At 42.9% G+C, this 24,687-nt stretch carries 25 protein-coding genes; 24 read left to right on the forward strand and 1 reads right to left on the reverse strand.

Going from position 1 to position 24,687, the window contains the following annotated elements; all coding sequences use genetic code 11:
* The first annotated feature begins 5 nt into the window (after positions 1-5).
* The 9 genes from prmC (at position 6) to glyA (ending at position 8,106) form a co-directional block, all read left to right on the forward strand.
* A complete protein-coding gene (gene prmC / locus ABEQ24_RS08230) occupies positions 6-872 on the forward strand; it encodes a peptide chain release factor N(5)-glutamine methyltransferase (RefSeq protein WP_430006362.1) in 867 nt (288 codons plus the stop codon).
* Between the two features lie 160 nt (positions 873-1,032).
* Positions 1,033-1,704, forward strand: coding sequence for a stage II sporulation protein R (gene spoIIR / locus ABEQ24_RS08235; RefSeq protein ID WP_430006363.1), 672 nt, complete (start codon positions 1,033-1,035; stop codon positions 1,702-1,704).
* 336 nt (positions 1,705-2,040) lie between these two features.
* Complete coding sequence (locus ABEQ24_RS08240; RefSeq protein ID WP_430006326.1) at positions 2,041-2,484, forward strand: hypothetical protein; 444 nt, start codon at positions 2,041-2,043, stop codon at positions 2,482-2,484.
* Between the two features lie 163 nt (positions 2,485-2,647).
* Positions 2,648-3,688, forward strand: coding sequence for an L-threonylcarbamoyladenylate synthase (locus ABEQ24_RS08245; protein ID WP_430006327.1), 1,041 nt, complete (start codon positions 2,648-2,650; stop codon positions 3,686-3,688).
* 76 nt (positions 3,689-3,764) lie between these two features.
* Entirely contained in the window at positions 3,765-4,325 is a 561-nt protein-coding gene (locus ABEQ24_RS08250; RefSeq protein WP_430006328.1) for a manganese efflux pump MntP family protein, read from the forward strand.
* An 847-nt stretch (positions 4,326-5,172) separates the two neighbouring features.
* Entirely contained in the window at positions 5,173-5,622 is a 450-nt protein-coding gene (locus ABEQ24_RS08255; RefSeq protein WP_430006329.1) for a low molecular weight protein arginine phosphatase, read from the forward strand.
* 19 nt (positions 5,623-5,641) lie between these two features.
* Entirely contained in the window at positions 5,642-6,091 is a 450-nt protein-coding gene (gene rpiB / locus ABEQ24_RS08260) for a ribose 5-phosphate isomerase B (RefSeq protein ID WP_430006330.1), read from the forward strand.
* Positions 6,092-6,096: 5 nt separating this feature from the next.
* Complete coding sequence (locus ABEQ24_RS08265) at positions 6,097-6,669, forward strand: TIGR01440 family protein (RefSeq protein WP_430006331.1); 573 nt, start codon at positions 6,097-6,099, stop codon at positions 6,667-6,669.
* Positions 6,670-6,864: 195 nt separating this feature from the next.
* The gene (gene glyA / locus ABEQ24_RS08270; RefSeq protein WP_430006332.1) at positions 6,865-8,106 is read left to right on the forward strand and encodes a serine hydroxymethyltransferase; all 1,242 of its coding nucleotides are present in this window, start codon (positions 6,865-6,867) and stop codon (positions 8,104-8,106) included.
* 81 nt (positions 8,107-8,187) lie between these two features.
* Here the strand turns inward: glyA and ABEQ24_RS08275 are convergent, their stop codons facing one another.
* Positions 8,188-9,015 carry an undecaprenyl-diphosphate phosphatase gene (locus ABEQ24_RS08275; RefSeq protein WP_430006333.1) on the reverse strand — a complete coding sequence of 276 codons (828 nt, stop codon included), beginning with the start codon at positions 9,013-9,015 and terminating at the stop codon, positions 8,188-8,190.
* 373 nt (positions 9,016-9,388) lie between these two features.
* Here ABEQ24_RS08275 and ABEQ24_RS08280 point away from each other — a divergent pair, with 373 nt between their 5' ends.
* The 15 genes from ABEQ24_RS08280 to ABEQ24_RS08350 all read left to right on the forward strand — a co-directional run bounded on the left by ABEQ24_RS08280 (position 9,389) and on the right by ABEQ24_RS08350 (position 24,684).
* A complete protein-coding gene (locus ABEQ24_RS08280; RefSeq protein WP_430006334.1) occupies positions 9,389-11,515 on the forward strand; it encodes an alpha-amylase family glycosyl hydrolase in 2,127 nt (708 codons plus the stop codon).
* Positions 11,516-11,717: 202 nt separating this feature from the next.
* A complete protein-coding gene (gene upp, locus ABEQ24_RS08285; RefSeq protein ID WP_070877078.1) occupies positions 11,718-12,347 on the forward strand; it encodes a uracil phosphoribosyltransferase in 630 nt (209 codons plus the stop codon).
* 42 nt (positions 12,348-12,389) lie between these two features.
* Positions 12,390-14,672 carry a S8 family serine peptidase gene (locus tag ABEQ24_RS08290; protein ID WP_430006335.1) on the forward strand — a complete coding sequence of 761 codons (2,283 nt, stop codon included), beginning with the start codon at positions 12,390-12,392 and terminating at the stop codon, positions 14,670-14,672.
* Positions 14,673-14,858: 186 nt separating this feature from the next.
* Positions 14,859-15,080, forward strand: coding sequence for an AtpZ/AtpI family protein (locus ABEQ24_RS08295; protein WP_070877080.1), 222 nt, complete (start codon positions 14,859-14,861; stop codon positions 15,078-15,080).
* 7 nt (positions 15,081-15,087) lie between these two features.
* Positions 15,088-15,456 (forward strand): ATP synthase subunit I, encoded by a 369-nt coding sequence (locus tag ABEQ24_RS08300; protein ID WP_070877081.1) that lies wholly within the window; start codon positions 15,088-15,090, stop codon positions 15,454-15,456.
* Positions 15,457-15,476: 20 nt separating this feature from the next.
* On the forward strand, positions 15,477-16,187 hold the full coding sequence (gene atpB, locus ABEQ24_RS08305) for a F0F1 ATP synthase subunit A (RefSeq protein ID WP_430006364.1): 711 nt from the start codon (positions 15,477-15,479) through the stop codon (positions 16,185-16,187).
* 67 nt (positions 16,188-16,254) lie between these two features.
* Positions 16,255-16,467 carry a F0F1 ATP synthase subunit C gene (atpE, locus tag ABEQ24_RS08310; RefSeq protein ID WP_029283354.1) on the forward strand — a complete coding sequence of 71 codons (213 nt, stop codon included), beginning with the start codon at positions 16,255-16,257 and terminating at the stop codon, positions 16,465-16,467.
* Between the two features lie 167 nt (positions 16,468-16,634).
* Positions 16,635-17,153: a F0F1 ATP synthase subunit B gene (atpF, locus tag ABEQ24_RS08315; protein WP_430006336.1), complete on the forward strand. Its 519-nt coding sequence runs from the start codon at positions 16,635-16,637 to the stop codon at positions 17,151-17,153.
* Positions 17,150-17,695: a F0F1 ATP synthase subunit delta gene (locus tag ABEQ24_RS08320; RefSeq protein ID WP_430006337.1), complete on the forward strand. Its 546-nt coding sequence runs from the start codon at positions 17,150-17,152 to the stop codon at positions 17,693-17,695. The genes atpF and ABEQ24_RS08320 overlap by 4 nt, the downstream gene beginning before the upstream one ends.
* Before the next feature lie 15 nt (positions 17,696-17,710).
* Positions 17,711-19,219, forward strand: coding sequence for a F0F1 ATP synthase subunit alpha (gene atpA / locus ABEQ24_RS08325; protein ID WP_430006338.1), 1,509 nt, complete (start codon positions 17,711-17,713; stop codon positions 19,217-19,219).
* Between the two features lie 85 nt (positions 19,220-19,304).
* Positions 19,305-20,162 (forward strand): ATP synthase F1 subunit gamma, encoded by an 858-nt coding sequence (atpG, locus tag ABEQ24_RS08330; RefSeq protein ID WP_430006339.1) that lies wholly within the window; start codon positions 19,305-19,307, stop codon positions 20,160-20,162.
* Between the two features lie 69 nt (positions 20,163-20,231).
* Positions 20,232-21,653 (forward strand): F0F1 ATP synthase subunit beta, encoded by a 1,422-nt coding sequence (gene atpD / locus ABEQ24_RS08335; protein ID WP_430006340.1) that lies wholly within the window; start codon positions 20,232-20,234, stop codon positions 21,651-21,653.
* A 26-nt stretch (positions 21,654-21,679) separates the two neighbouring features.
* Positions 21,680-22,084: a F0F1 ATP synthase subunit epsilon gene (locus tag ABEQ24_RS08340; protein ID WP_070877088.1), complete on the forward strand. Its 405-nt coding sequence runs from the start codon at positions 21,680-21,682 to the stop codon at positions 22,082-22,084.
* Between the two features lie 216 nt (positions 22,085-22,300).
* A complete protein-coding gene (locus ABEQ24_RS08345) occupies positions 22,301-23,248 on the forward strand; it encodes a sugar ABC transporter substrate-binding protein (protein WP_430006341.1) in 948 nt (315 codons plus the stop codon).
* Positions 23,245-24,684, forward strand: a complete 1,440-nt coding sequence (locus tag ABEQ24_RS08350) for a sensor histidine kinase (protein ID WP_430006342.1) — start codon at positions 23,245-23,247, stop codon at positions 24,682-24,684. Before ABEQ24_RS08345 ends, ABEQ24_RS08350 begins: the two co-directional genes overlap by 4 nt.
* Positions 24,685-24,687: the final 3 nt, after the last annotated feature.

Here is a 24,687-nt window from a genome sequence, read left to right on the forward strand (position 1 = left end):
GCATGATTAAGATATATGAAGCCCTGAAGTGGGCTTCTTCTTTTTTGGCAGAAGCAAAACGGGATCACAATGCGGGAGAACTCCTTTTGCGCCACCATTTAAATATGAGCCGGGCAGAAATGCTGGCTAACCTTAGAACCGATCTTCCTGAGGGTGTCTGGGAAAGCTTTAAGGCAGATGTAAACCATCATGCTGAGGGAATTCCGGTTCAGCACATGATTGGATCAGAAGAATTCTACGGACGATCATTTATCGTTAACAAAGAAGTCCTCATACCCCGCCCTGAAACCGAGGAGCTGGTTGAAGGAATCTTGCTGAAAGCAAAATCCCTATTTAATGGATACTCTTCAGTGGAAGCGGCGGATATCGGAACGGGCAGCGGTGCCATTGCCATTTCCCTTGCATTGGAAAATCCGCTCTTCAAGGTGAGTGCGGTCGATATTGCACAAGAATCACTTGAAGTTGCTCAGCTGAATGCAAAAACGCTGGGAGCAGAAGTCCAATTTTTACATGGAGACTTGTTATCCCCGATTTTAGAAAGCGGCATGAAGCTTGATGTCGTCGTATCGAATCCCCCATATATCCCGGATGCAGATATTCTGGAGCTGTCACCAGTTGTGAAGGACCATGAACCCCTCCGCGCACTTGCAGGAGGTGCAGACGGACTCGATTTCTACCGCAGACTTGCAGCAGAAATTCCGCTTGTCATAAACGGACGCGCCCTGATCGCATTTGAAGTTGGAGCGGGACAAGGGGAAGATGTAAAAACACTGCTGCTGGACAAACTGCCGCATGCAGAAGCAGAAGTAAAATACGACATAAACGGCAAAGATCGTATGGTATTTGCAGTAGTGAATGAAACGTCTCAGTGATGAGGCGTTTTTGTTTTAGCTTAGGAGATGGGAAAACCTTAACGGCCGCAGATTAAGTTCCCGTACTCTGTACAAAAAATAGATTACTAGAAATCAAAAAACTAGTTTAAGAATTTAAATCCCTGTCCATACTGTTTCCTAGAAGGGGATGGTGATGGAAATGAAGAAGCAGCAAATCGCATTTATCTATATTTTATTATTATTACTTGGTGCAATTATGAACGTATATAAAGAACCGCTTTCGGCAGGTGCACAGCAGCAAAGCTCAGAACCGGTTGTGATTCCGGAAGAAGCGATTCGTCTCCGCATTTTGGCCAACAGTGATTCTGATGAAGATCAGGCCTTAAAACGCAAGATTCGCGACGAAGTAAACAAAGAGATTACGGTGTGGGTGGAAAAGCTCACTTCTATAGAGGCAGCACGTGAATTAATTCAGTCAAGACTTCCTGAGATTGAGAAAATTGTACAGTCTGTTTTAGTGAAAGAGGGAAAGGAACAGGAATTCAGCGTTGATTTTGATAATGTCAGCTTCCCTACAAAGATGTACGGAAGCTACATTTATCCTGCAGGTGATTATGAGGCAATCTTGATCACACTTGGCGAAGGGAAGGGCGCCAATTGGTGGTGTGTACTGTTCCCGCCCCTTTGCTTCCTTGATTTTTCTAACGGACAGGCAGTGCAGGCAGCAGAGTTAGAAGAAGAGGATAAAAGTGCAGAAGCTCAAAAAACAGCTGAGGAGCTTAGTGCTCTAATTGTAGATGAAGAAGAAGAAAAGGAAGAAACAGAGGTCAAATTCTTTTTGGTTGACTGGTTTTCAAACCTATTTTCATGATCGAGGCTGGGACAAAAGGTTCCAACCAAAGAAAAATCCGAACTATTATGTGAAATTCCAACTTGAATTTCGTTAGTTCAGATTTTTTTCTTTGACTAAATGATAGAAACCTTAAGTGGATTGCAGCGGAAAGGAACGGGCATTATTTATCATGAAAAACAACAATCTATGCGAAAATACCAATTTCTTTTAATGGTTTTCGCACATTTCAATGTTCGGCTTTCATTCAGGAGATGATTGTTATGTCCCAGCCTCTTTCTTTTTTTCTAGCAATCCGTGCATAAAAGGGATTCCCCGTCATAGATTTGAAGTAGAAAACAAAAACGGGGTGATGAAATGTACTATCAATTGCGGGTTGCGGAGAAAAAAGATGTACAAGCTATAAAATCATTTATTGAAAAAGCGGGCTTGAGCTCTGAAGGAATAGAGGAAATCGCCGATTGCTTTGTTATAATGGAAAGTGATGAAAATACGATCGTTGCAAGCCTTGGAATCGAGCCGGTAAATGGAGACGGTTTGCTGCGCTCGCTTGTTGTGTCAGAAAACATCAATCAGGCTCATCTCCTGTCCTTGTTTGAAAGCATCCATGCATTAGGAAAGGAAAAGGGGCTTCTCGGGAGCTATCTCGTCACCAATAAGAAAAATTCAATTGAATTTCTAAAGATCATAGGTTTTCAGTCAGTTGAACAAAACGAGATTCCTGAACACTTATTACAGTCGGCGCATTTTAAAGAATCATTGGAAAAGGAAGATGCAGTAGTAATGGTAAAAACCTCCTGATGTGGATATATCCACATAGTTATCCACTGATTCACAAGCTTTATCCACAAAATGTGGATAAAGCTTGTTTTATTTAGGGTCATCTTTTATACTTTCATGAGGAATGGAAGAAAAGGTCGGGAAATACAAAGTTATTCACATGTTAGACAGGAGAGTTATAAGAATGGAAACAAAAGTTTGGATTGTGGATAATTTGAAGGATTTATCCTTAAGTTATCCACAAATAGCACAGGCAGCAGCCGAATTAAGAGAGAATGAGGTTGTTGCGTTCCCAACAGAGACTGTATATGGCCTTGGCGCCAACGCGAGATCGGATCTTGCTGTGGGCAAGATTTATGAAGCGAAGGGAAGACCGAGTGATAATCCGCTGATTGTCCACATTGCAACAAAAGAACAGCTGCATGATATTGCGGCAGACGTACCTGATTATGTGGAAAAGTTAATCAATGCATTGTGGCCGGGTCCGATTACATTTGTCTTGCCGAAGAAATCGGGCCTGTCTGATCGTGTAACAGCGGGACTTGATACTGTAGCTGTAAGGATGCCTGATCATCCGCTTGCGCTTGCGCTGATAAAAGAAGCAAACTTGCCGATTGCTGCACCCAGTGCGAATCTTTCCGGAAAGCCGAGTCCTACACGCGCTGCTCATGTATTTGCTGATTTAAATGGCAGAATCTCAGGCATTATGGACGGTGGCGCAACCGGTGTAGGTGTGGAATCTACTGTCCTTGATTGCACACAGGAGATTCCGGTTATTTTAAGGCCGGGCGGAGTGACGCAGGAACAGCTTGAGAGTCTGATTGGAAAAGTGGAAATGGATCAGGCTTTAATAGAAGAAGGGCATACGCCAAAGTCGCCTGGAATGAAATATACCCACTATGCGCCTGCAGCACCCTTAACCATTGTTGAAGGATCTTTGCCTTTTTTTCAAAAAACCATTGATGCAGCAAGACGTGAAGGTAAAAAAGTAGGTGTGCTTGCTACAAAAGAAAATGCTGATAGCTATCAAGCCGATGCTGTTTTAATGTGCGGAAGCAGAGAAGATATGGAGACAGTTGCGGCTGGGCTCTACGACGTGCTTCGTGAATTTGACGCGGCGGGAGTCGACTGTATTTACAGCGAAAGCTTTTCAACTAAAGGTGTCGGTCAAGCGGTGATGAATCGTCTGCTGAAGGCTGCCGGACACCGGATTGTAAAGGAATAAGATCGCTCTAGAAGATGTTCTAAGCAAACTCGGACGTGCATAAGTTTGAATGAGGCGTGTCCGAGGAGGCTTTAGAATGAATATAGAGGCATTAATTGGGGAACTCATTACCTTATTTATGATGGCATTTGCTCTTGGAATGGATGCTTTTTCAGTCGGACTTGGGATGGGGCTGATCAAACTCCGGTTAAGGCAGATTTTTTATATTGGCCTGACAATTGGACTGTTTCATATTTGGATGCCGCTTGCCGGAATGTGGATCGGAAAAGTGCTCTCCAGTACGTTTGGGAATATCGCCTCAATAGCTGGCGGCGCCCTGCTGATCATTCTCGGAGTGCAGATGATTTTCGCTTCGTTTAAAAAAGACGATGAACCTATGATTACACCGGTTGGTTTTGGGCTCCTTTTTTTTGCGCTCAGCGTGAGCCTGGACAGCTTTTCAGTCGGTCTGAGTCTTGGTATTTACGGTGCGAGAACATTCTTGACGATTGCGATGTTCGGAATCGTCAGCATGGTGCTGACGTGGACCGGCCTCCTGATTGGGAGAAGAGTTCAAAACTTTCTTGGTACATACGGTGAAGCTCTCGGCGGAAGCATTCTTTTAGGATTTGGCCTGAAGCTGATTTTTCCTATATAAAAAGTGGATAACAGGTCTGACTGAGGCCTGTTTTTGTTTTTTTAAAGGCTGTTTTCGCATAGATTGTTGTTTTTGTATATATTGTGCAGAAAAGTAGAATCAAATGAATGCTATGATTCCACCATTTTGGTTTTTGCACGGAAAAGTGGAATCAACCTCATGCTATGATTACACCATTTTGGTTTTTACAACGAAAAGTGGACTCAACCGCATGCTATGATTCCACCATTTTGGTTTTTGCAATGAAGAGTGGAATCAACCGCATGCTTTGATCCACCATTTAAGGTTTTGCAATGAAGAGTGGACTCAACCGCATGCTATGATTCCACCATTTAAGGTTTTGCAATGAAGAGTGGACTCAACCGCATGCTATGATTCCACCATTTAAGTTTTTGCACGGAAAAGTGGAATCAACCTCATGCTATGATTACACCATTTTGGTTTTTACAACGAAAAGTGGAATCAACCGCATGCTATGATTCCACCATTTAAGGTTTTGCAAGGAAGAGTGGAATCAACCGCATGCTATGATTCCACTATTTAAGTTTTTGCAATGAAGAGTGGACTCAACCGCATGCTATGATTCCACCATTTAAGTTTTTGCACTGTAAAGTGGAATCAACCGCAATCTTTGATTCCACCATATAAGTTTTTGCACGGAAAAGTGGAATCAACCAATTCCCTCTATTCTCCAGAAGAAGTCAAGTTCCTTCCGCTGCAGCTCTCTTATGATTATAACTTCTAGCCTAAAAGCAACAATCCTTAAGAAAAGAGCCTTTCTTAAAAAGCTCAATGACTACTTTCCAAACTCTATTTGGATTATAATAAAAACAAAGGAGGTAAATGAATGATTAATGTCCTTTTTGTTTGTACCGGAAATACATGCAGAAGCCCCATGGCTGAAGCGTTATTGAATCATATGAAAGAAAATGATCACCTGTCGGTCAAATCTGCAGGTGTGTTTGCAGGCGAAGGCGGCGATGCTTCTCTTCATGCAAAGCAGGCGCTTGATGAGAAAGGGATCATATGCAATCACCAGTCGGCTCTTTTGAATGAAGAGCACATCCGGTTTGCAACGTACATTTTAACAATGACTGAAAGCCATAAAGAACTGATTTTTGAACGATATCCGCAGGCGATTGAAAAAACCTTTACTCTTTCTGAATTTGTGATGGAGGATGGACAGGACCGGCGCGATGTCATGGATCCGTTCGGCGGATCTCTTGAGATATACAGAATGACCCGTGAAGAATTGGAAAAAATGATAAAGCTGTTAATAAAAAAGTTAAAAAACTAAGCGTTCTGGAGGGTTAAAAATGAAAATTGCAATTGCTTCTGACCATGGCGGGCTGAATCTCCGCGAGGAAATCAAGCAGCTGATGGATGAAATGAATATACAATATGAAGATTTTGGATGCGAGTGTGAAACTTCGGTTGATTATCCTGATTACGCATTGCCGGTAGCAGAAAAAGTGGCAAGCGGAGAATTTGACCGCGGCATTCTGATTTGCGGCACGGGAATCGGCATGAGCATTTCTGCCAACAAAGTAAAAGGGATCCGCTGCGCGCTTGTACATGATACATTCAGTGCAAAAGCAACAAGAGAACACAATAACAGCAATATGCTTGCAATGGGAGAGCGTGTAATTGGCCCCGGTTTGGCACGTGAAATCGCAAGGATCTGGCTCACAACTGAATTTGAAGGCGGCAGACATGAAAACCGCGTCAGTAAAATCACTGCTTTTGAAAATAAAGTCCAAGGGTGAGCGAAATGACATTGATTGGAGAGTGGAAGAATCAGCTTAGCACCATGCTTGCTGATTTAGAAGAGCAATCTTCTTTTCGCGCGGGAAACATCTTTGTGGTTGGCTGCAGCACGAGTGAAGTGATTGGAGAAAAAATAGGGACGGCCGGTACGGTAGAAGCGGCCGAAATGATTTTTAAAGAATTAAAAGCATTTCAGGAAAAAACAGGCATGCATCTCGCTTTTCAATGCTGTGAGCATTTGAACAGAGCCCTCGTGGTTGAGAGTGATACAGCCGAATCTTATCATCTTGAAGCAGTAACGGTCACACCTGTCCGTGAGGCTGGCGGAGCGATGGCGTCATATGCTTATTCAGCTTTCAAACACCCAGTTGTGGTTGAATTCATCAAAGCTGACGGCGGCATTGATATCGGCGATACCTTTATTGGCATGCATCTTAAGCATGTAGCAGTTCCGGTCAGAAGTTCTGTGAATCAGGTTGGACATGCCCGAGTTACAATGGCGAAGACGCGCCCGAAACTGATCGGCGGCGAAAGAGCTGTTTATGCAGCCAAGGAAGAAAACAAAACGTGCACGTGATAAATACGAACGAAATGAAATAGACGCTGATTATCATTCGTGATTTTAAGGCGTTTTTTTCAAATATCACCGTTCTTGATAAAAAATAAACAGAAATCTATTACAATCTTCACCGTTAACGTGTACAATAAAATTGAAATGAATGTGAAAGTTGTCTGCAAAATCAAGTGAATTTGGATAGGGGGATTTTAAAGCATGAAACATTTAATCAAGCAGGATACAAGCGTATTTGAAGCAATTCAGGACGAATTACAGCGTCAGCGCACGAAAATCGAATTGATTGCTTCTGAAAACTTTGTAACAGAAGCCGTTATGGAAGCGCAAGGATCAGTCCTTACGAACAAATATGCGGAAGGCTACCCTGGCCGCCGTTATTACGGAGGCTGTGAGCACGTGGATGTTGTGGAAAATATCGCAAGAGACCGTGCTAAAGAAATTTTCGGTGCGGAGCATGTTAATGTTCAGCCTCACTCAGGTGCACAGGCAAACATGGCTGTTTACTTCACAATCCTTGAACACGGAGATACAGTTCTTGGCATGAACTTATCTCATGGCGGTCACTTAACACACGGAAGCCCTGTTAACTTCAGCGGCGTGCAGTACAATTTCGTTGAATATGGCGTGGATAAAGAGACACACCGCATCAACTATGAAGATGTATTAGAAAAAGCCCGTTTACATAAGCCGAAGCTGATTGTTGCTGGCGCAAGTGCATATCCTCGTGCAATTGATTTCAAGAAATTCCGTGAAATTGCGGATGAAGTTGGAGCATATTTCATGGTAGACATGGCTCATATCGCTGGACTTGTAGCGGCAGGCCTTCATGAAAATCCTGTTCCTTATGCTGATTTTGTTACAACAACAACACATAAAACATTGCGCGGACCTCGCGGGGGAATGATCCTCTGCAAAGAAGAATTTGCGAAAAAGATTGATAAGTCCATTTTCCCTGGCATCCAGGGCGGACCGCTTATGCACGTAATCGCTGCAAAAGCTGTTTCATTTGGAGAAGTCCTTCAAGACGACTTCAAGACATATGCATCCAACATCATTGCGAATGCAAACCGTCTTGCTGAAGGCTTGAAAAACCAGGGATTAACGCTTGTATCAGACGGTACAGACAATCACTTGATCTTAATTGATGTGCGTTCTCTTAACCTGACTGGAAAAGTGGCAGAAAAAGTATTGGATGATATCGGAATCACAGCGAACAAAAACACGATTCCATTTGATCCTGAAAGTCCATTCGTAACAAGCGGCGTCCGCATCGGTACAGCTGCTGTAACAAGCAGAGGCTTCGGTCTAGAAGATATGGATGAAATTGCTTCCATTATGGGCCTTGCACTCAGCAACCCTGAAGATGAAGCGAAATTACAAGAAGCAAAGAACAGAGTAGAAGCGTTAACTTCTAAATTTACTATGTATGAGCAACTTTAAATAAGATTGGGCTGACTTGTTCAGCCTTTTTTTTGATCAAAAAAAGAGCAAATCCGCTCCATCTGGATTTGCTCTTTTCCCTTATAGAAAAACAAAATAAATCACTGCAGCTAAAATAATGCGGTAAATGGCAAATGGCACAAGTTTAATTTTGTTAATTAAGGCAAGGAAGAAGCGGATTGAAATTAAAGCAACGACGAATGCACTGATAAATCCTGCAATAAAGAATGGCAGTGCATCGATCGTGAAGTACTCCCAATTTTTAAGGAGAGAAAGTCCGCTTGCTCCCGCCATAATTGGCACAGCCATGATGAAGGTAAAGTCAGATGCCGTTCTATGATTCATGCCAAGCATAACGCCTCCGGAAATGGTCGATCCAGAACGGGAAAATCCCGGCCATAACGCCAAACATTGAATCAGCCCAATAAGCAGTGCCTGTTTATAGGTGATTTTATCCACGGTCTCTGTTGTAATGGTTCTTTTGCGCTGAATGAAATCAGCAGCTAACATTAAGAATGCCCCAATTACCAAGCCGATTAAAACCGTATGAATAGAAAATAAGTGTTCATCGATATAATCTTCAAATAAAAGTCCAAGTACAGCAGCAGGCAGCAAGCCGACAATGACTTGTGTTAATTTCAACTTCGTCCGTTTTTCTTCAGCTGTTTCTTTTTTCAGGCCGAGCAAGCTGATAAAACGCTCTCTGAAAATGATAACGACTGCAAGAATCGATCCTAGCTGAATCACGATCTTAAACGTATTGGCAACAGGCGCCCCAAAAAGCTCTTTAGACTGAAACAGCAAATCATCAAAAATAATCATATGTCCGGTAGAGGATACTGGAGCAAATTCCGTTAAACCTTCAACCGTTCCTAACACAACAGCAACAAAAATCTCCCATAAATTCAAGTTTATATCCACCTCTTTAACTAGTTCATTTAAAAAACACTCTTTGATGATTTTAAACGTTTCATAGATAGAAGTCTATGAATTTCATAAAATAGGTAATCTATGTAAAGTGGATTTGGCCGGGAATAGGTCAAAATACTTACTGTCAGGAAGCGGAAAATGAGTATTTAGAATATTGTTTTAACGGTTAAATCTATTTAATATCATTCTTAGATAACTGCAACCAGTACCAGCAACATAACCCGAGGGCTATGCATTGTCCTGATATGGACAACAACCCCGTTATTCTTTATGAATAACGGGGTTTTATTATGGAAAGGAGGAAGGAGTTAAAGGGTCGGCAGGAAAACATGATCAAGGGAGAGATGACTGGATGGTAAAAAAAGGTGTGAGTTTAACAGTTGCATTTGTTCTTATTTTCAGCTTATATGGGCCGTTTGCGGACAATTATGCAAACGCTTCCATAAATAATAAGGTAAACTATGCAAATGATGTTATCTATCAAATTATGACGGATCGATTCAGTGATGGGAACACTAATAACAACCCGGCTGGCAATTTGTTCAGCGCAGACTGCTCGAATTTAAGAAAATACTGCGGCGGTGACTGGCAGGGGATTATTAATAAATTGAATGATGGATATTTTACGGATATGGGGATTACGGCTCTATGGATTTCCCAGCCTGTTGAAAATGTCTACACTGTTTTAAATGATGCGGCAGGCACAACCTCTTATCACGGATATTGGGCACGGGATTTTAAAAAGACAAACCCGTTTTACGGTACGATGCAAGAGTTTCAGACCCTTATCAATACAGCGCATCAGAAGGGAATAAAGGTCATAATCGATTTTGCGCCTAATCACACTTCTCCGGCATCTGAAGACACTCCGTCTTATATGGAAAACGGAAAGCTGTATGATAATGGAACCCTTGTGGGCGGCTATACAAATGATACGAAAGATTTATTCCATCATAATGGGGGAACGAATTTTTCTTCTATTGAAGATGGGATTTACAGAAACCTCTATGATCTGGCAGATTTCAATCATCAGAACCCGACAACAGACAAATATTTAAAAGATTCTGTGAAGCTATGGCTCGATATGGGAATTGACGGAATCAGGGTAGATGCAGTGAAGCACATGCCTTTCGGCTGGCAAAAGACATTTATGGAAACGATCTACAGCTATAATCCGGTGTTTACATTCGGAGAATGGTTCCTTGGGGAAAATGAAGTGGACCAAAACTATTACACCTTTGCCAATACGACAGGAATGTCCTTGCTTGACTTCCGGTTTGGCCAAAAACTGAGACAAGTATTAAGAAACGGTTCTGATAACTGGTATGGCTTCAACTCGATGATTGCCGAGTCGGAAGCGAAATACGAGCAGGCTGCCGATCAGGTCACTTTCCTCGATAATCACGATATGGACCGTTTTCACTTTGTAGGGGCGGATGTGAAAAATACGGATCTTGCTTTAGCTGTCATGCTCACTTCAAGAGGTGTGCCGAACGTTTATTATGGAACCGAGCAATATATGACCGGTAATGGAGACCCGAACAACAGGAAAAAACAAACATCATTCAATAAAACAACGAAGGCCTATCAGATCATCAGCAAGCTTGCAGCTCTGCGCAAGTCGAACCAGGCCTTAGGCTACGGTAAAACAAAAGAGAGATGGATCAATAATGATGTCTATATCTATGAAAGAACCTTTGGCAAAGATACTGTATTGGTAGCGGTAAATAAAAGCAAAACCACATCTTACACTATATCAAATCTCTCAACAACTCTTCCTGCAGGGAATTATACGGATCAGCTGACATCCCTTCTAAATGGAAACAGCATATCAGTTGGAAGCGGCGGTGCTGTCTCTGCGTTTGATCTTTCACCGGGTGAAACAGGCGTCTATTCTTTCAATGGAACCGCATCTGCGCCGGTAATTGGGCAAATTGGGCCGGTTATGGCAGTGCCTGGAAGCACCATTACAATCAGCGGAGAATCCTTCGGCACTTCCGCAGGCACGGTTAAATTCGGAACCGTAAATGCTTCCGTATTATCATGGTCGAATACAGAAATTAAAGCACAGGTTCCTGCTTTAACAGGAGGCAATTATCAAGTATCTGTTCTAACATCAGGCGGAAATGGGAGCAATACGTACGGTCCTGTTGAGGTACTATCTGGTAATCAGTCATCTGTCAGGTTCATTGCGAACAATGCATCAACAAGTCCTGGCCAGTCTATTTATATAGTAGGAAATGTAAGTGAGCTTGGAAACTGGGATGCAGCGAAGGCGGCGGGACCGATCTATAATCAGGTGATCACAAAGTATCCGGGCTGGTATTATGACGTCAGTGTACCGGCTGGACGCACGATTGAATTTAAGTTTATAAAAAAAGATGCAAGCGGAAATGTTGTCTGGGAAAGCGGAACGAACCATGTATACACGACTCCATCGAGTGGTCCGGGAACCTCTATCTCAAATTTCCAGAACTAAAAAAACAGCTCACCCGCTGAAAGGGTGAGCTGTTTCTGGTTAAACGGGCTGGAAAAATGCTCATCATTTAAAAAACCGGTCAAAAATTGCTGTCTATCCGGCCATTGATAAAAATCCTGCAAATAAATCTCCCATCCTTCTTGAAACGTCTCTTCTTTTTCTGTAAAATCTATTGAAGTGTCATAGAAAAGGAGATGAGCCGATGGGCAAAGTATACGTTTTTGATCATCCACTTATTCAGCATAAGCTAACATATATCCGTGATGTAAAGACAGGTACGAAAGAGTTTCGTGAGCTTGTTGATGAAGTTGCGAGCCTGATGATGTTTGAAATTACAAGGGACATGCCGCTTGAAGAAGTGGAAGTTGAAACACCGGTGCAAGTAGCAAAATCAAAGGTTTTGGCTGGCAAAAAGCTTGCGATTGTTCCTATTCTCCGAGCTGGTCTTGGAATGGTTGACGGAATCATTAAACTGATCCCGGCTGCTAAAGTCGGACACGTTGGTTTATACCGCGATCCAGAAACGTTAAAGCCGATCGAGTATTATGTGAAACTCCCTTCTGACGTGGAAGAGCGTGAATTTATCGTTGTTGACCCAATGCTTGCAACCGGCGGATCTGCTGTTGAAGCAATCAACAGTGTGAAAAAACGCGGCGCCAAAAATATTAAATTCATGTGTTTAATTGCAGCTCCAGAAGGTGTGGAGATTGTAAAGGAAGCACATCCTGATGTTGATATTTACATTGCAGCACTTGATGAAAAATTAAATGATCATGGATATATTGTCCCTGGCCTGGGTGATGCCGGAGACCGCATGTTCGGAACAAAATAAATTGAAATGAAATCCTCCTTTATAAAAAGGGGGATTTTTTTCATGAAAAAACATCTCTTAGAAAAGAATAAGAAAGAGGTGACAAAAATGGTCCGAACATGCACGCTCTTTTTCTTGTTTTTCACGCTGATTTCTTTTTCAGCTCAGGCAGAAACGTTTCCGGAGATCCCGCCTATTCCTGAAGAATCACCGGATAAGGCAGAAACCATCATACTTGTTGTTGAAAAAGAACATGCAGCTGCTTTCTCGAAAAAACTAAAGCAAGCATATCCAAACGTTCACATTCGCCGCACGTTTAAAAAGGTATTCAGCGGCTTCACCCTGGCTGGCAGGCATAATGATCTTGAAGCTATCCAAAAGGAGCCTCATATTGTGCACGCTGGCCCGGTTTCAGCCTATCATGTGGATCTTGAAGAAAGTGTCCCGTTTATCGGCGGGGATGAAGTGCGCGGAAAATTCGATGCCAAACATGAACGGCTGACGGGCAAGGGTGTAAAGGTGGGCATTATTGATACCGGCATTGATTATACACATCCTGATTTGTCCAGAAGCTATCACGGGGGAGCTGATCTCATAGATGGAGACAGCGATCCGATGGAAACAAAAGCGAAAGATGGAACAGAAACACTGCACGGAACACATGTGGCCGGAATCATTGCAGCGAATGGAAAACTTCAGGGCGTAGCACCGGAAGCGGAAATCATTGCTTACCGGGCGCTTGGTCCTGGGGGATTTGGCACCAGCGAACAAGTGATAGCGGCTATTGAAAGAGCAATTGAAGATAAAGTGGATGTGTTGAATTTGTCGCTTGGGAATACAGTTAATGGACCTGACTGGCCGACAAGTCTCGCTTTGGATCGTGCAGTTGAACATGGAATTGTGGCGGTCACATCAAGCGGGAACTCCGGTCCTGGAGTATGGACAATCGGCTCGCCGGGCACATCAAGCAAATCTATTTCCGTCGGGGCATCCACACCTCCTCAGAAAATCCCTTATCTAAAGCTGAGCGGAGCGGGGAAAATGGTTCCGATTACAGCCCTTGCCGGGTCCAAAGAGTGGAAGATGGGTCAAGCGGAAGAAATCGTGTTTGCGGGCATTGGTGAAGAGCACCAATATAAACCAGATATGAAAGGGAAGATTATTCTCGCAGAGAGAGGCAAAATCACGTTTACTGAAAAAGCGCTGTTTGCCGAAAAAGCAGGGGCTAAGGCAATCATTATCTACAACAACATGAAAGGCAATTTCGCAGGCAGCCTTGAATTAGAAGCAGGCATCCCTGTGGTTTCCATTTCAAAAGAGGATGGATTATGGCTTAAAAAGAAAATGAACAATAGCGCGCTCGTCCGGACAGTCTATCAGCATGAATCCGACCAGCTTGCAGATTTCAGTTCAAGAGGTCCTGTCACCTATTCGTGGGAAATCAAACCGGATGTGGTAGCACCGGGTGTTGCAATCGACAGCACCGTTCCGGAAGGGTATTTAAGCCTGCAGGGAACAAGCATGTCGGCGCCCCATGTAGCTGGAGCAAGTGCTCTTTTAAAACAGGCGCATCCTGATTGGAACCCAGAGCAAATCAAAGCTGCCTTAATGAATTCAGCAGAACCTCTGAAAAACAAAAACGGAACGTACTATGAACCGATCGAGCAGGGAGCGGGAAGAATCAATTTGACCCGTGCACTGGAAACGGACTTTCTCCTGTATCCCGGTTCGTTGTCATTCGGACAAGTTCCTCTGCGCGGAGACCGAATTCAGAAAGAAATAAAGCTGACTCTTGATAACCAGTCGGATGAAAAAAAGTCATACACTTTCATCTATCCTTCATATAAAAAAGGTCTTCAATGGAAGATTCCGAAAAAAACGGAGGTAAAACCAAAACAGCAAAAGGATGTATTCATCACTTTGGATATTTATTCAAACGGGATGGAAGCAGGACTGCACCAAGGATGGATTGAGGTGGAAGAGGGAGGGCGTATTGAAAAGATTCCATATCTATATGTAGTGGATGAACCGGATTATCCCCGCGTGATGGGATTTGAATTTGGATTCGGTGATACAGCAGGGACGTATAAATACGAGTTTTATCTGCCGGGAGGGGCCGATGAAATGGGAATTGCCCTTTATGACCCGGATACACTCAGATTTGCGGGCTTTCTTGACTGGGGCAGGAATCTTCAAAGAGGGGTTGTCAGCAAGACATTCAAAAAGGAGGATCTTAAGCTGAAAGACGGACTCTATAAAGCGGTCATCTTTGCGAAAAAAGGCAGCAGGGAGGATACGATTGAAACAGATCTAATCCTTGAAAATCCTGGGGATAAAAGGCATTGATGTTCAATTGTGAACTTTTTGTGATAGGCTTTTCTGATTGTCAAGTTTTTGGTTTTAAAGCAATTGACATTGACTATTGCCTATTGTATGCTAGACGAGGGTAAATGATAAGGTTTTCATAAGCCTTTCATTTCCAGTTTTTATCCCCAGAAAACCCTTTATTAATCTATTAGCGAGGACTTGTGAATGCGCAAAAAAGAGCGTCATCCAATGCAGGCCATGGCACTAATGACAGGCATTCTGTCTCAGCTAGTCGGTTCAACACTAATTGGCATCTTTTCAGGAAGATGGCTCGACCGATATTTCCAGACTGAACCGCTTTTTATGATCATAGGACTGTTCATTGGGCTCGGAATCGGCATTTCCGCGATGATTAAGCTAGTCCACCACTTTTTTTCAGGAGACTGAATCATTCATGTTTGATTTGCACCAGATGTACCACAGATATCGAAAGTATATGTTCTACCTATTGTCCTTTTATGCCATAGGCTGGGGATTTACCGGGTATCAGTCTGTCTTTTTGGGACTGGCGCTTGGAACAGCACTCAGTTTGTTCAACTTATGGTCAATGGTGCGCAAGCAAGTTCAGTTCGGTGAAGCGATTCAGCAGAACAGGAAGGTCAGGTCACTCGGCACTGCATCACGGTTGGCGTCAGCTGGTTTAGCTGCCCTGCTCGCGATCAAGTTTCCCGAATATCTGAATATGGTTAGTGTCATTATTGGATTAATGACAGTTTACATTGTCATTATGATAGATTATGTTTTTCAACACTCACGCGCTTAGCCGGAAGAGAGGTGAATCTATTGCATCACGGAGCTCCTATAGTAGAGTTTTTAGGCCTTACTTTTAACTTATCCAACGTTTTAATGATCACTGTTGCAAGTGTTATCGTTTTCTTAATAGCGGTACTGGCCACTCGCAAATTGGCAATGAAGCCGACAGGGATGCAGAATTTCTTTGAATGGATCATGGATTTCGTCAAAGGAATCATCAACAGCTCCATGGACTGGCATACAGGCGGGAAATTCCTTACGCTTGGCGTTACGCTCCTAATGTACATATTTGTATCAAATATGCTCGGGCTGCCGTTTTCAATTGCTGTAAACCATGAACTATGGTGGAAATCACCAACAGCAGATCCAACGATTACTCTGACTCTTGCAGTTATGGTCGTGGCATTGACACACTACTATGGTGTGAAAATGAAAGGCACAGCTGAGTATGGGAAGGATTTCTTCCGACCTATGGCGTTCCTTTTCCCGATTAAGATCATTGAAGAGTTTGCAAACACATTGACTCTTGGCTTGCGTCTTTACGGTAACATCTACGCTGGTGAAATCCTTTTGGGACTTCTCGCAGGACTTGCAGTAACTGGTCCGGTCGGCATTTTATCTGCCGCAGTGCCAATGATGTTATGGCAGGCATTCAGTATCTTTGTAGGTTCCATCCAAGCATTTATCTTTGTAATGTTAACAATGGTTTATATGTCTCACAAAGTGAGCAGCGACCATTAATTAATATGTTTCAACCGTATCATCAGAATCAAAAAACTTTTTAATATTTTGAGAGGGGATTTATATAATGAATTTAATCGCAGCTGCAATTGCAATCGGTTTAGCGGCACTTGGTGCCGGTATTGGTAATGGTCTTATCGTTTCACGTACAGTAGAAGGTGTTGCTCGTCAGCCGGAACTACAAGGCAAGCTTCAAACAATCATGTTCATCGGTATCGCGTTAGTTGAGGCACTTCCGATCATCGGCGTAGTTATCGCGTTTATCGTATTAGGAAGTTAATAAAGAGACAGGTTCTCTACATAAATGGCGAAGATCGTTTTTTACCCTTCTTCGCCATTGCTTTATGTTTCTATTTAAAATATGCGGCCGAGAAGCAAACAGAACAATCTCGTGCTTTTTTTGATAGTAACCCATCATGGAACTCTTGAAGGGAGTGAAACCGGGCAATGTTAACGTCAAATCTAGTAGTTGGTGCAGGTTTATCTTTAAATACTGGAGACATTGTATTCCAGCTGGTTATTTTCTTAATCCTACTTGCATTGCTGAGAAAATATGCTCTTGGACCTGTAATGGGCATCATGAAACAGCGTGAAGAGCACATTGCATCTGAAATCAATGCGTCTGAAGCACAGCATGCGGAAGCTAAGAAGCTTGCTGAAGAACAGCGTGAACTATTAAAGCAGGCAAGAGTTGAAGCACAGGGTTTAGTGGAAAGTGCGAAGAAGCTTGGTGAAAAGCAAAAGGAAGAAATTGTCCTAGTAGCTCGTTCAGAAGCAGATCGCCTGAAGCAGTCTGCACTTAAAGAAATTGCTCAGGAAAAAGAGCAAGCTGTTGCCGCTCTTCGTGAGCAAGTAGCTTCATTATCTATTTTAATTGCTACAAAGGTTATTGAAAAAGAATTAAACGAGAAAGAACAAGAAAAGCTTATCCAAGATTATATTAAAGAGGTAGGCGAAGGCCGATGAGTAAAGAAATAGTTGCAGCTCGCTATGCATTGGCTCTTTTTCAAATCGCCAAGGAAAACCGCACGATTGACAAGTTCGAAGAGGAATTGCTTTTGATCGAAAAGGTCACAAAAGATAATCCTGGACTATTAAACGTGCTTACACATCCAAAAGTGCTTCTAGAAAAGAAAAAATCCATGATGAGTGAAGCGTTTGCTTCTTTATCTCAACCTGTTTTAAGCACCATTCTCCTCTTGATTGAACGTCAGCGAATCAGTGTGATTCCTGAGCTTGCCGAGCATTTTGTGAAGCTTGCAAATGATGAGCGCGGAACAGAAGACGCAATTGTCTACTCTGTCAGATTATTAGATCAAGATGAATTAACAGCGCTGTCTGATACGTTTGCCAAAAAAATCGGCAAAACATCTCTTCGTTTAAGAAATGTTATCGATCAAAACCTGATCGGCGGAGTAAAGCTTCGTATCGGCAATCGCATTTATGATGGAAGTATAAGCGGAAAGCTTGAACGTATAGAGCGACAACTTGTTGCAAAAAGATCGTAGATAGGGGTGAAACTCATGAGCATCAAAGCAGAAGAAATTAGTGCACTGATTAAAAAGCAAATCGAAAGCTATCAGTCTGATATCAAAGTTAGTGATGTAGGTACAGTTATCCAGATTGGTGACGGTATCGCCCGTGCTCATGGCCTCGACAATGTCATGGCTGGAGAGCTTGTTGAATTTTCAAACGGCGTAATGGGTATGGCTCAGAACCTTGAGTCAAACAACGTAGGTATCATTATCCTTGGACCTTACACTGATATCCGTGAAGGTGACGAAGTTCGCCGCACTGGACGCATCATGGAGGTGCCGGTTGGTGAAGCGTTAATCGGACGCGTCGTAAACTCTCTAGGACAGCCTGTTGATGGCCTTGGTCCAATCGAAACTACACATACACGCCCAATTGAGAGCCCGGCTCCAGGCGTTATGGATCGTAAATCTGTTCATGAACCATTACAAACAGGAATTAAAGCGATTGACTCGCTGATTCCAATCGGACGCGGACAGCGTGAGTTAATCATCGGTGACCGTCAAACAGGTAAAACATCTGTTGCCATCGATACAATCCTAAACCAAAAGAACGAAGATATGATCTGTATCTACGTTGCAATCGGACAAAAAGAATCAACTGTCCGCGGCGTAGTTGAAACACTGCGTAAAAATGGCGCGTTAGATTACACAATCGTTGTTACTGCATCTGCTTCACAGCCTGCACCGCTCTTATTCTTAGCTCCTTATGCCGGTGTAACAATGGGTGAGCATTTCATGTACAACGGCAAGCACGTATTGGTTGTTTATGATGATTTAACAAAACAAGCATCTGCTTACCGTGAACTTTCATTATTATTACGCCGTCCTCCAGGCCGTGAAGCATATCCTGGTGACGTATTCTACTTGCATTCACGCCTTCTTGAGCGTGCTGCAAAACTTAGTGATGCAAAAGGCGCTGGCTCATTAACAGCTCTTCCATTCATTGAGACACAAGCTGGCGATGTATCAGCATACATTCCAACAAACGTAATTTCCATCACTGATGGCCAGATTTTCTTGCAGTCTGACTTATTCTTCTCAGGTGTACGTCCAGCGGTTAACGCCGGTCTTTCTGTATCCCGTGTTGGAGGATCTGCACAGATCAAAGCAATGAAAAAAGTATCAGGTACACTGCGTCTTGACCTTGCTTCTTACCGTGAGCTAGAAGCATTCGCTCAATTCGGATCTGACCTTGATAAAGCAACTCAAGCGAAATTAAACCGCGGAGCGCGTACTGTTGAAGTCTTGAAGCAAGGCTTGAACAAACCTCTTGGCGTTGAAAAGCAAGTTGCGATTCTTTACGCATTAACTAAAGGATTCTTAGATGATATCCCGGTTGAAGATATTAAACGTTTTGAAGAAGAGTACTATGTATTCTTGGAGCAAAACCATAAAGCATTGCTTGATCATATCCGCACAACTGGCGGACTTCCGGAAGACAGTGACTTCCAGGCTGCTATTGCTGCATTCAAAAAAACATTCGCGATTACTGAATAATGAGGTGAAGTATGAAGGCCGGCCTTCATACTTTATCTTAAGATAATGAATCAGGTTGATTTTTATAAAAAGGTGGTGAGAACCTTTGGCATCATTACGCGACATTAAATCAAGAATCACCTCAACGAAGAAAACAAGCCAGATTACTAAGGCAATGGAGATGGTTTCAGCGGCAAAGCTGAACCGCGCCGAAAACAACGCAAAAGCGTTTGTGCCTTATATGGATAAGATACAAGAGGTGGTTGCAAACATAGCTTTAGGAAGTACGGGTGCGTCCCATCCAATGCTTGTCAGCCGTCCCGTTAAGAAAACAGCCTATCTTGTGATCACATCTGACCGCGGATTAGCTGGTGCCCTTAACAGTAACGTTTTGCGTGCCGTGCACCAGGCAATTCAAAAGCGCCACACGTCGAAAGATGAGTACGCTGTAATTGCAATCGGAAAAATCGGCCGTGAATTCTTCAAGAAACGCGGTGTTCAAATCGCTCTTGAAGTGACAGGTATTGCAGATGACACATCATTTGCTGAGATTAAAGATATTGCAACAAACACAGTTAATATGTTCAACGATGGAACGTTTGACGAAATCTATGTGTATTACAATCATTTCGCAAGTGTTATACAGCAGGACGTGACAGAAACGAAGCTTCTTCCTCTTTCTGACCTAGCCGTCTCTACTAAGAAAACATCTTACGAATTTGAACCTTCTGAGGAAGAGATTTTGGAAGTGTTATTACCACAATATGCTGAAAGTCTCATCTACGGAGCACTTTTAGACAGTAAAGCTTCTGAGCATGCTGCGCGTATGTCAGCGATGAAAAATGCGACAGATAATGCAAAAGAACTTATCAACAGTCTTACACTTTCTTATAACCGTGCACGTCAGGCTGCGATTACACAGGAAATCACTGAAATCGTCGGCGGAGCTGCGGCACTCGAATAGACATACAGGCCCAATAGATGGGTTTCAAAGACAGAAATGTTCTGCACTAGCAAGTTAGGAGGGAAAACGATGAATAAAGGACGCGTTACTCAAGTTATGGGTCCGGTTGTTGACGTAAAGTTCCAAAGCGGTCAGCTTCCTGAAATCTATAACGCCCTTAAAGTTACATTCAAGGGACGCAGCGAAAACGAAGCAGCGTCAGAATTAACATTGGAAGTTGCCCTTCACCTGGGTGACGACACAGTTCGTACCGTTGCGATGGCATCAACAGATGGCCTTGTTCGCGGAAGTGAAGTATTAGATGCAGGTGCACCAATTTCTGTACCAGTTGGTGATGTTACACTTGGACGTGTATTTAACGTATTAGGTGATAATATCGATTTGGAAGCAGCAATTCCTGCTGAATCCCGTCGTGATCCAATTCACAGACTCGCACCTAAATTCGATCAGCTTTCTACTGAGGTAGAAATTCTTGAAACTGGAATTAAAGTAGTAGACCTTCTTGCACCTTACATCAAAGGCGGAAAAATCGGTCTTTTCGGTGGTGCCGGAGTAGGTAAAACAGTACTTATCCAGGAGCTTATCAACAACATCGCTCAAGAGCATGGCGGTATCTCTGTATTCGCCGGTGTTGGAGAGCGTACTCGTGAAGGAAATGACCTTTACCATGAGATGACTGATTCTGGCGTTATCAAGAAAACAGCGATGGTATTCGGACAAATGAATGAGCCGCCTGGCGCACGTATGCGTGTTGCACTTACAGGTCTTACTATGGCTGAATACTTCCGTGATGATCAAGGACAGGACGTTCTTTTCTTCATGGATAACATCTTCCGTTTCACTCAAGCAGGTTCAGAGGTATCAGCCCTTCTTGGCCGTATGCCATCTGCCGTTGGTTACCAGCCGACACTTGCTACTGAAATGGGTCAATTGCAAGAGCGCATCACGTCTACAAACGTTGGTTCTGTAACGTCGATTCAGGCAATCTACGTTCCTGCCGATGACTATACGGATCCGGCTCCTGCAACTACTTTCGCTCACTTGGATGCAACAACAAACCTTGAGCGTAAACTTTCTGAAATGGGTATTTACCCAGCGGTGGATCCGCTTGCTTCAACATCTCGTGCATTATCTCCTGAAATCGTTGGAGAAGAGCACTATTCTGTTGCACGTCAAGTACAGCAAACACTGCAGCGCTACAAAGAATTACAAGATATCATTGCGATCCTTGGTATGGATGAGCTTAATGACGAAGATAAATTAGTCGTGTCACGTGCACGTCGTATTCAATTCTTCTTATCCCAAAACTTCCACGTAGCTGAGCAGTTTACTGGTCAAGCAGGTTCTTACGTTCCTGTTAAAGAAACAGTTCGCGGCTTCAAGGAAATCCTTGAAGGCAAATACGATCATCTTCCAGAAGATGCTTTCCGTCTTGTTGGACGCATTGAAGATGTTATCGAAAGTGCGAAGAACATGGGTGTAGAAGTATAATTTTGGGACGCAGGAGGGTATAGAGTATGAAGACAGTACAAGTCAATGTCGTTACTCCCGATGGCCCAGTTTACGATGCAGACGTCGAAATGGTAAGCGTAAAGGCTCAAAGCGGTGAGCTCGGAATCTTGCCAGGTCATATTCCGTTGGTTGCTCCTCTTCAAATCGGAGCAGTTCGGTTAAAAACAGGAAAATCCACGGAACTCGTGGCTGTTAGCGGCGGCTTTTTAGAAGTACGGCCTGACAAAGTCACAATCTTGGCACAAGCTGCTGAGACTGTAGAAGATATTGATTTAACTCGTGCACAATCTGCGAAAGAACGCGCTGAACAGCGTCTGAACAAAAGTACAGACGATATCGATTTCAAGCGTGCTGAACTTGCTTTGCGCCGGGCAATGAATCGAATTAACGTTTCACAGAATAAAATCTAATCATGAAATCCCCGGGAGATCCGGGGGTTTTTTTGTTTTTTGCCGCAGTGGCCAATAGTTAAATCACATAATACCTCTTTATCTACTAAAGGCCTCTTCTTCATCAAAATGAACCACAATTAGATACATTCGAAACAAACCACACCAAATATAAGCGTTTACAAAAATCCGCAAACCCTTATAATTAATTAAAAAGTCCTATGAAATGGTGATTCTATGAAGCAGCGATTAAAGCTCTCTCTGTTTGTTTTATTGCTGATCTCTATTTTTCCTCTCTACCAGCTTTTTCAAATCTATCAATCCAGTCAATCTTTTTCAGCTCAGGCAGATGCAGAGGAGTACAGGTACCGGCTTGTCTTAATTTCACCTTATCTTGGTGATGCATATTGGAATCAGGTAATTAAAGGGGTAGAAGCAGCGGCTGAGAAACTCCAAGTAAGCATTGATATTAAAGGGACTAATCTTCCTGATAATGAAGAGCTGCAAAAAGCAATGAATATGGCGATTTCCTCACAAGTGGATGGAATCATGCTCCTTGGAATTGATGATCCTTCGTTTACAGAAATGATTCAGAAGTCCACGATGAATGGAATACCAGTTGTTACGATTATGGCGGATCTAAAAGGAAGTCTCCGGAAAGCTTTTATCGGATCCAATCATTATGAAACAGGTCTGGAACTGGGGAATTATATAAGAAAGGCAGTAAAAAACAATGAAACCATTGGAATTATCAAGGGGAACAATGTCACTTCAATTGAAACCCAGAGAATAAAAGGGTTAAAAGACAGTTTGAAGGGATCCTCTATTAAACTGGCTGAAACAGACCGACAGCATGCAGAGGAACAGACAAATGACCTTCTAAATCAGTATCCATCAATGAAGATACTGATTGGAACAGGAATAGATGATGGCGATTTGATTGTAAGAACGATTGAATCAAGATCTGCTCTGTCGGGTTTTGAAATTTATACGTTTGATGATACCCAGGAAACGATGAATCTTTTAAGAAGAGGCAAGATTGCCGGGACCATCCATCACAGCCATTCTTTAATGGGAATGAAAAGCGTTGAAACGATTGTGAAATGGCTTGAAAAGGAAGATTTGCCGCTGCCTGTCTCCACTTATACGGAAACAAATGTGATAACGGAGGGGAGCAGGCCGTGACACGCATTCAGAGAAAAATCCTGACCATGTCGCTCATGATCATTCTGATTATGGGGGCATTTTGGACAGCGATCAGCTATATTAACCAAAAATCTATTTATGAGTATAACAACATTCTCGAGCGCTATTTGCTTTTAAATCATGTTTCTACAACTAGCGGGACAGCTCTGTCAAAGCTTAGCGCGTATATCAGCACGCCGTCTCCTGAAAATCAGTCCCGCTATGAAACCTCCAGGGATCAGCTGAACGCCTCAAAGAAGAAACTGAATCAGCTGAAAAATCAGGCCAATGCGATTGCGTTAACCGACTATATTTACATGCTGGACAGCCAGGTTGAAGCGATGGATTTAACCGTTATGATGCACAAGCTGGACAAGCGGCAAAATGCACAGGCTGCATACGATGAAGCCCTGCAAATATCTAAATTTATTGACGAAACAACTCTTCTTTTATTCAAAAAAGAGCTGACCAATCAAAAGCAGTTTTATGAATCTATGATTGAAGTGACAAACCATCTTCGGTCACTTGGTCTATGGATACTCGGCATTGTCCTGATTATATCGGTTGCCTTTTCCTATTGGTTTTCAAAAGGCATTACCCGTTCCATCTACCTCCTGACTCAAGGAGCGAAAGAGGTGGCAGCAGGTAACTTTGACCATCCGATCATGGTCAGCAGCAATGATGAAATCTCGTTTCTCGCAAAAACCTTTGACCGGATGAGGGAAAATATTAAAGAGCTTGTTGCCGAGATAAAAGAGAAAGCGAAGCTCGAAAAAGAGATTAAAGAATATCAGCTCCTTTTGAAAGAGAGTGAATTAAAAAGGCTGCATAATCAAATCAATCCGCATTTCCTCTTTAACACCTTAAACACCCTCTCAAAAAAAGCCTACTTAGAGGATGCATTTGAGACGAGCGATCTGATATCGACCGTTGCCAATCTGCTGAGATACAATCTCAGAAGTGTGGATGAGAACGTGACGATCCGTGATGAACTTGATTTAGTAAAGGAATACCTGACGATTTTAAAAGCGAGGTTTTCATCTCGAATTTCTTATCGTTTTGAAATTGAGGAAGCGTGTCTGGAGACGCAGGTTCCTGCCTTTTTTCTTCAGCCGATTGTGGAAAATGCGTTTAAATACGGGGTAGAGCCCCATGAACAGGGCGGGTCCATTGTGGTTCGTGTATTCAGAAAGGACAATGAGATTCATGTCACTGTGCAGGATGAAGGCTGCGGGATGTCTGATGAGGTAAAAGAGCAGGTCCTCTCAGATATACAGGCGGATTCGATCAAAAGCAAGTCGACAGGCATTGGACTTCGAAATGTTGTTCAGCGCTTGCGTTTATTTACCAATAAGCATGATGTGATGGAAATTCGTGCGGATGGAAACAAAGGGACACTTGTTTCCATAAAATTCCCTGTAACCCTAAAGGAGTGAGGA

Origin of the sequence: Metabacillus idriensis (genome assembly GCF_050483325.1) — a bacterium.
GTDB classification, from domain to species: domain Bacteria; phylum Bacillota; class Bacilli; order Bacillales; family Bacillaceae; genus Bacillus_P; species Bacillus_P idriensis_A.

Coding starts and splice junctions, on each gene's coding strand:
- ABEQ24_RS08290 (WP_430006335.1), top strand. CDS start 12,390: ATGAAAAAACATCTCTTAGAAAAGAATAAGAAAGAGGTGACAAAAATG.
- ABEQ24_RS08340 (WP_070877088.1), top strand. CDS start 21,680: ATGAAGACAGTACAAGTCAATGTCGTTACTCCCGATGGCCCAGTTTAC.
- upp (WP_070877078.1), top strand. CDS start 11,718: ATGGGCAAAGTATACGTTTTTGATCATCCACTTATTCAGCATAAGCTA.
- ABEQ24_RS08245 (WP_430006327.1), top strand. CDS start 2,648: ATGGAAACAAAAGTTTGGATTGTGGATAATTTGAAGGATTTATCCTTA.
- glyA (WP_430006332.1), top strand. CDS start 6,865: ATGAAACATTTAATCAAGCAGGATACAAGCGTATTTGAAGCAATTCAG.
- ABEQ24_RS08300 (WP_070877081.1), top strand. CDS start 15,088: ATGTTTGATTTGCACCAGATGTACCACAGATATCGAAAGTATATGTTC.
- ABEQ24_RS08255 (WP_430006329.1), top strand. CDS start 5,173: ATGATTAATGTCCTTTTTGTTTGTACCGGAAATACATGCAGAAGCCCC.
- ABEQ24_RS08250 (WP_430006328.1), top strand. CDS start 3,765: ATGAATATAGAGGCATTAATTGGGGAACTCATTACCTTATTTATGATG.
- spoIIR (WP_430006363.1), top strand. CDS start 1,033: ATGAAGAAGCAGCAAATCGCATTTATCTATATTTTATTATTATTACTT.
- rpiB (WP_430006330.1), top strand. CDS start 5,642: ATGAAAATTGCAATTGCTTCTGACCATGGCGGGCTGAATCTCCGCGAG.
- atpD (WP_430006340.1), top strand. CDS start 20,232: ATGAATAAAGGACGCGTTACTCAAGTTATGGGTCCGGTTGTTGACGTA.
- atpE (WP_029283354.1), top strand. CDS start 16,255: ATGAATTTAATCGCAGCTGCAATTGCAATCGGTTTAGCGGCACTTGGT.
- ABEQ24_RS08240 (WP_430006326.1), top strand. CDS start 2,041: ATGTACTATCAATTGCGGGTTGCGGAGAAAAAAGATGTACAAGCTATA.
- ABEQ24_RS08345 (WP_430006341.1), top strand. CDS start 22,301: ATGAAGCAGCGATTAAAGCTCTCTCTGTTTGTTTTATTGCTGATCTCT.
- atpA (WP_430006338.1), top strand. CDS start 17,711: ATGAGCATCAAAGCAGAAGAAATTAGTGCACTGATTAAAAAGCAAATC.
- atpF (WP_430006336.1), top strand. CDS start 16,635: ATGTTAACGTCAAATCTAGTAGTTGGTGCAGGTTTATCTTTAAATACT.
- ABEQ24_RS08295 (WP_070877080.1), top strand. CDS start 14,859: ATGCGCAAAAAAGAGCGTCATCCAATGCAGGCCATGGCACTAATGACA.
- ABEQ24_RS08320 (WP_430006337.1), top strand. CDS start 17,150: ATGAGTAAAGAAATAGTTGCAGCTCGCTATGCATTGGCTCTTTTTCAA.
- ABEQ24_RS08265 (WP_430006331.1), top strand. CDS start 6,097: ATGACATTGATTGGAGAGTGGAAGAATCAGCTTAGCACCATGCTTGCT.
- ABEQ24_RS08280 (WP_430006334.1), top strand. CDS start 9,389: ATGGTAAAAAAAGGTGTGAGTTTAACAGTTGCATTTGTTCTTATTTTC.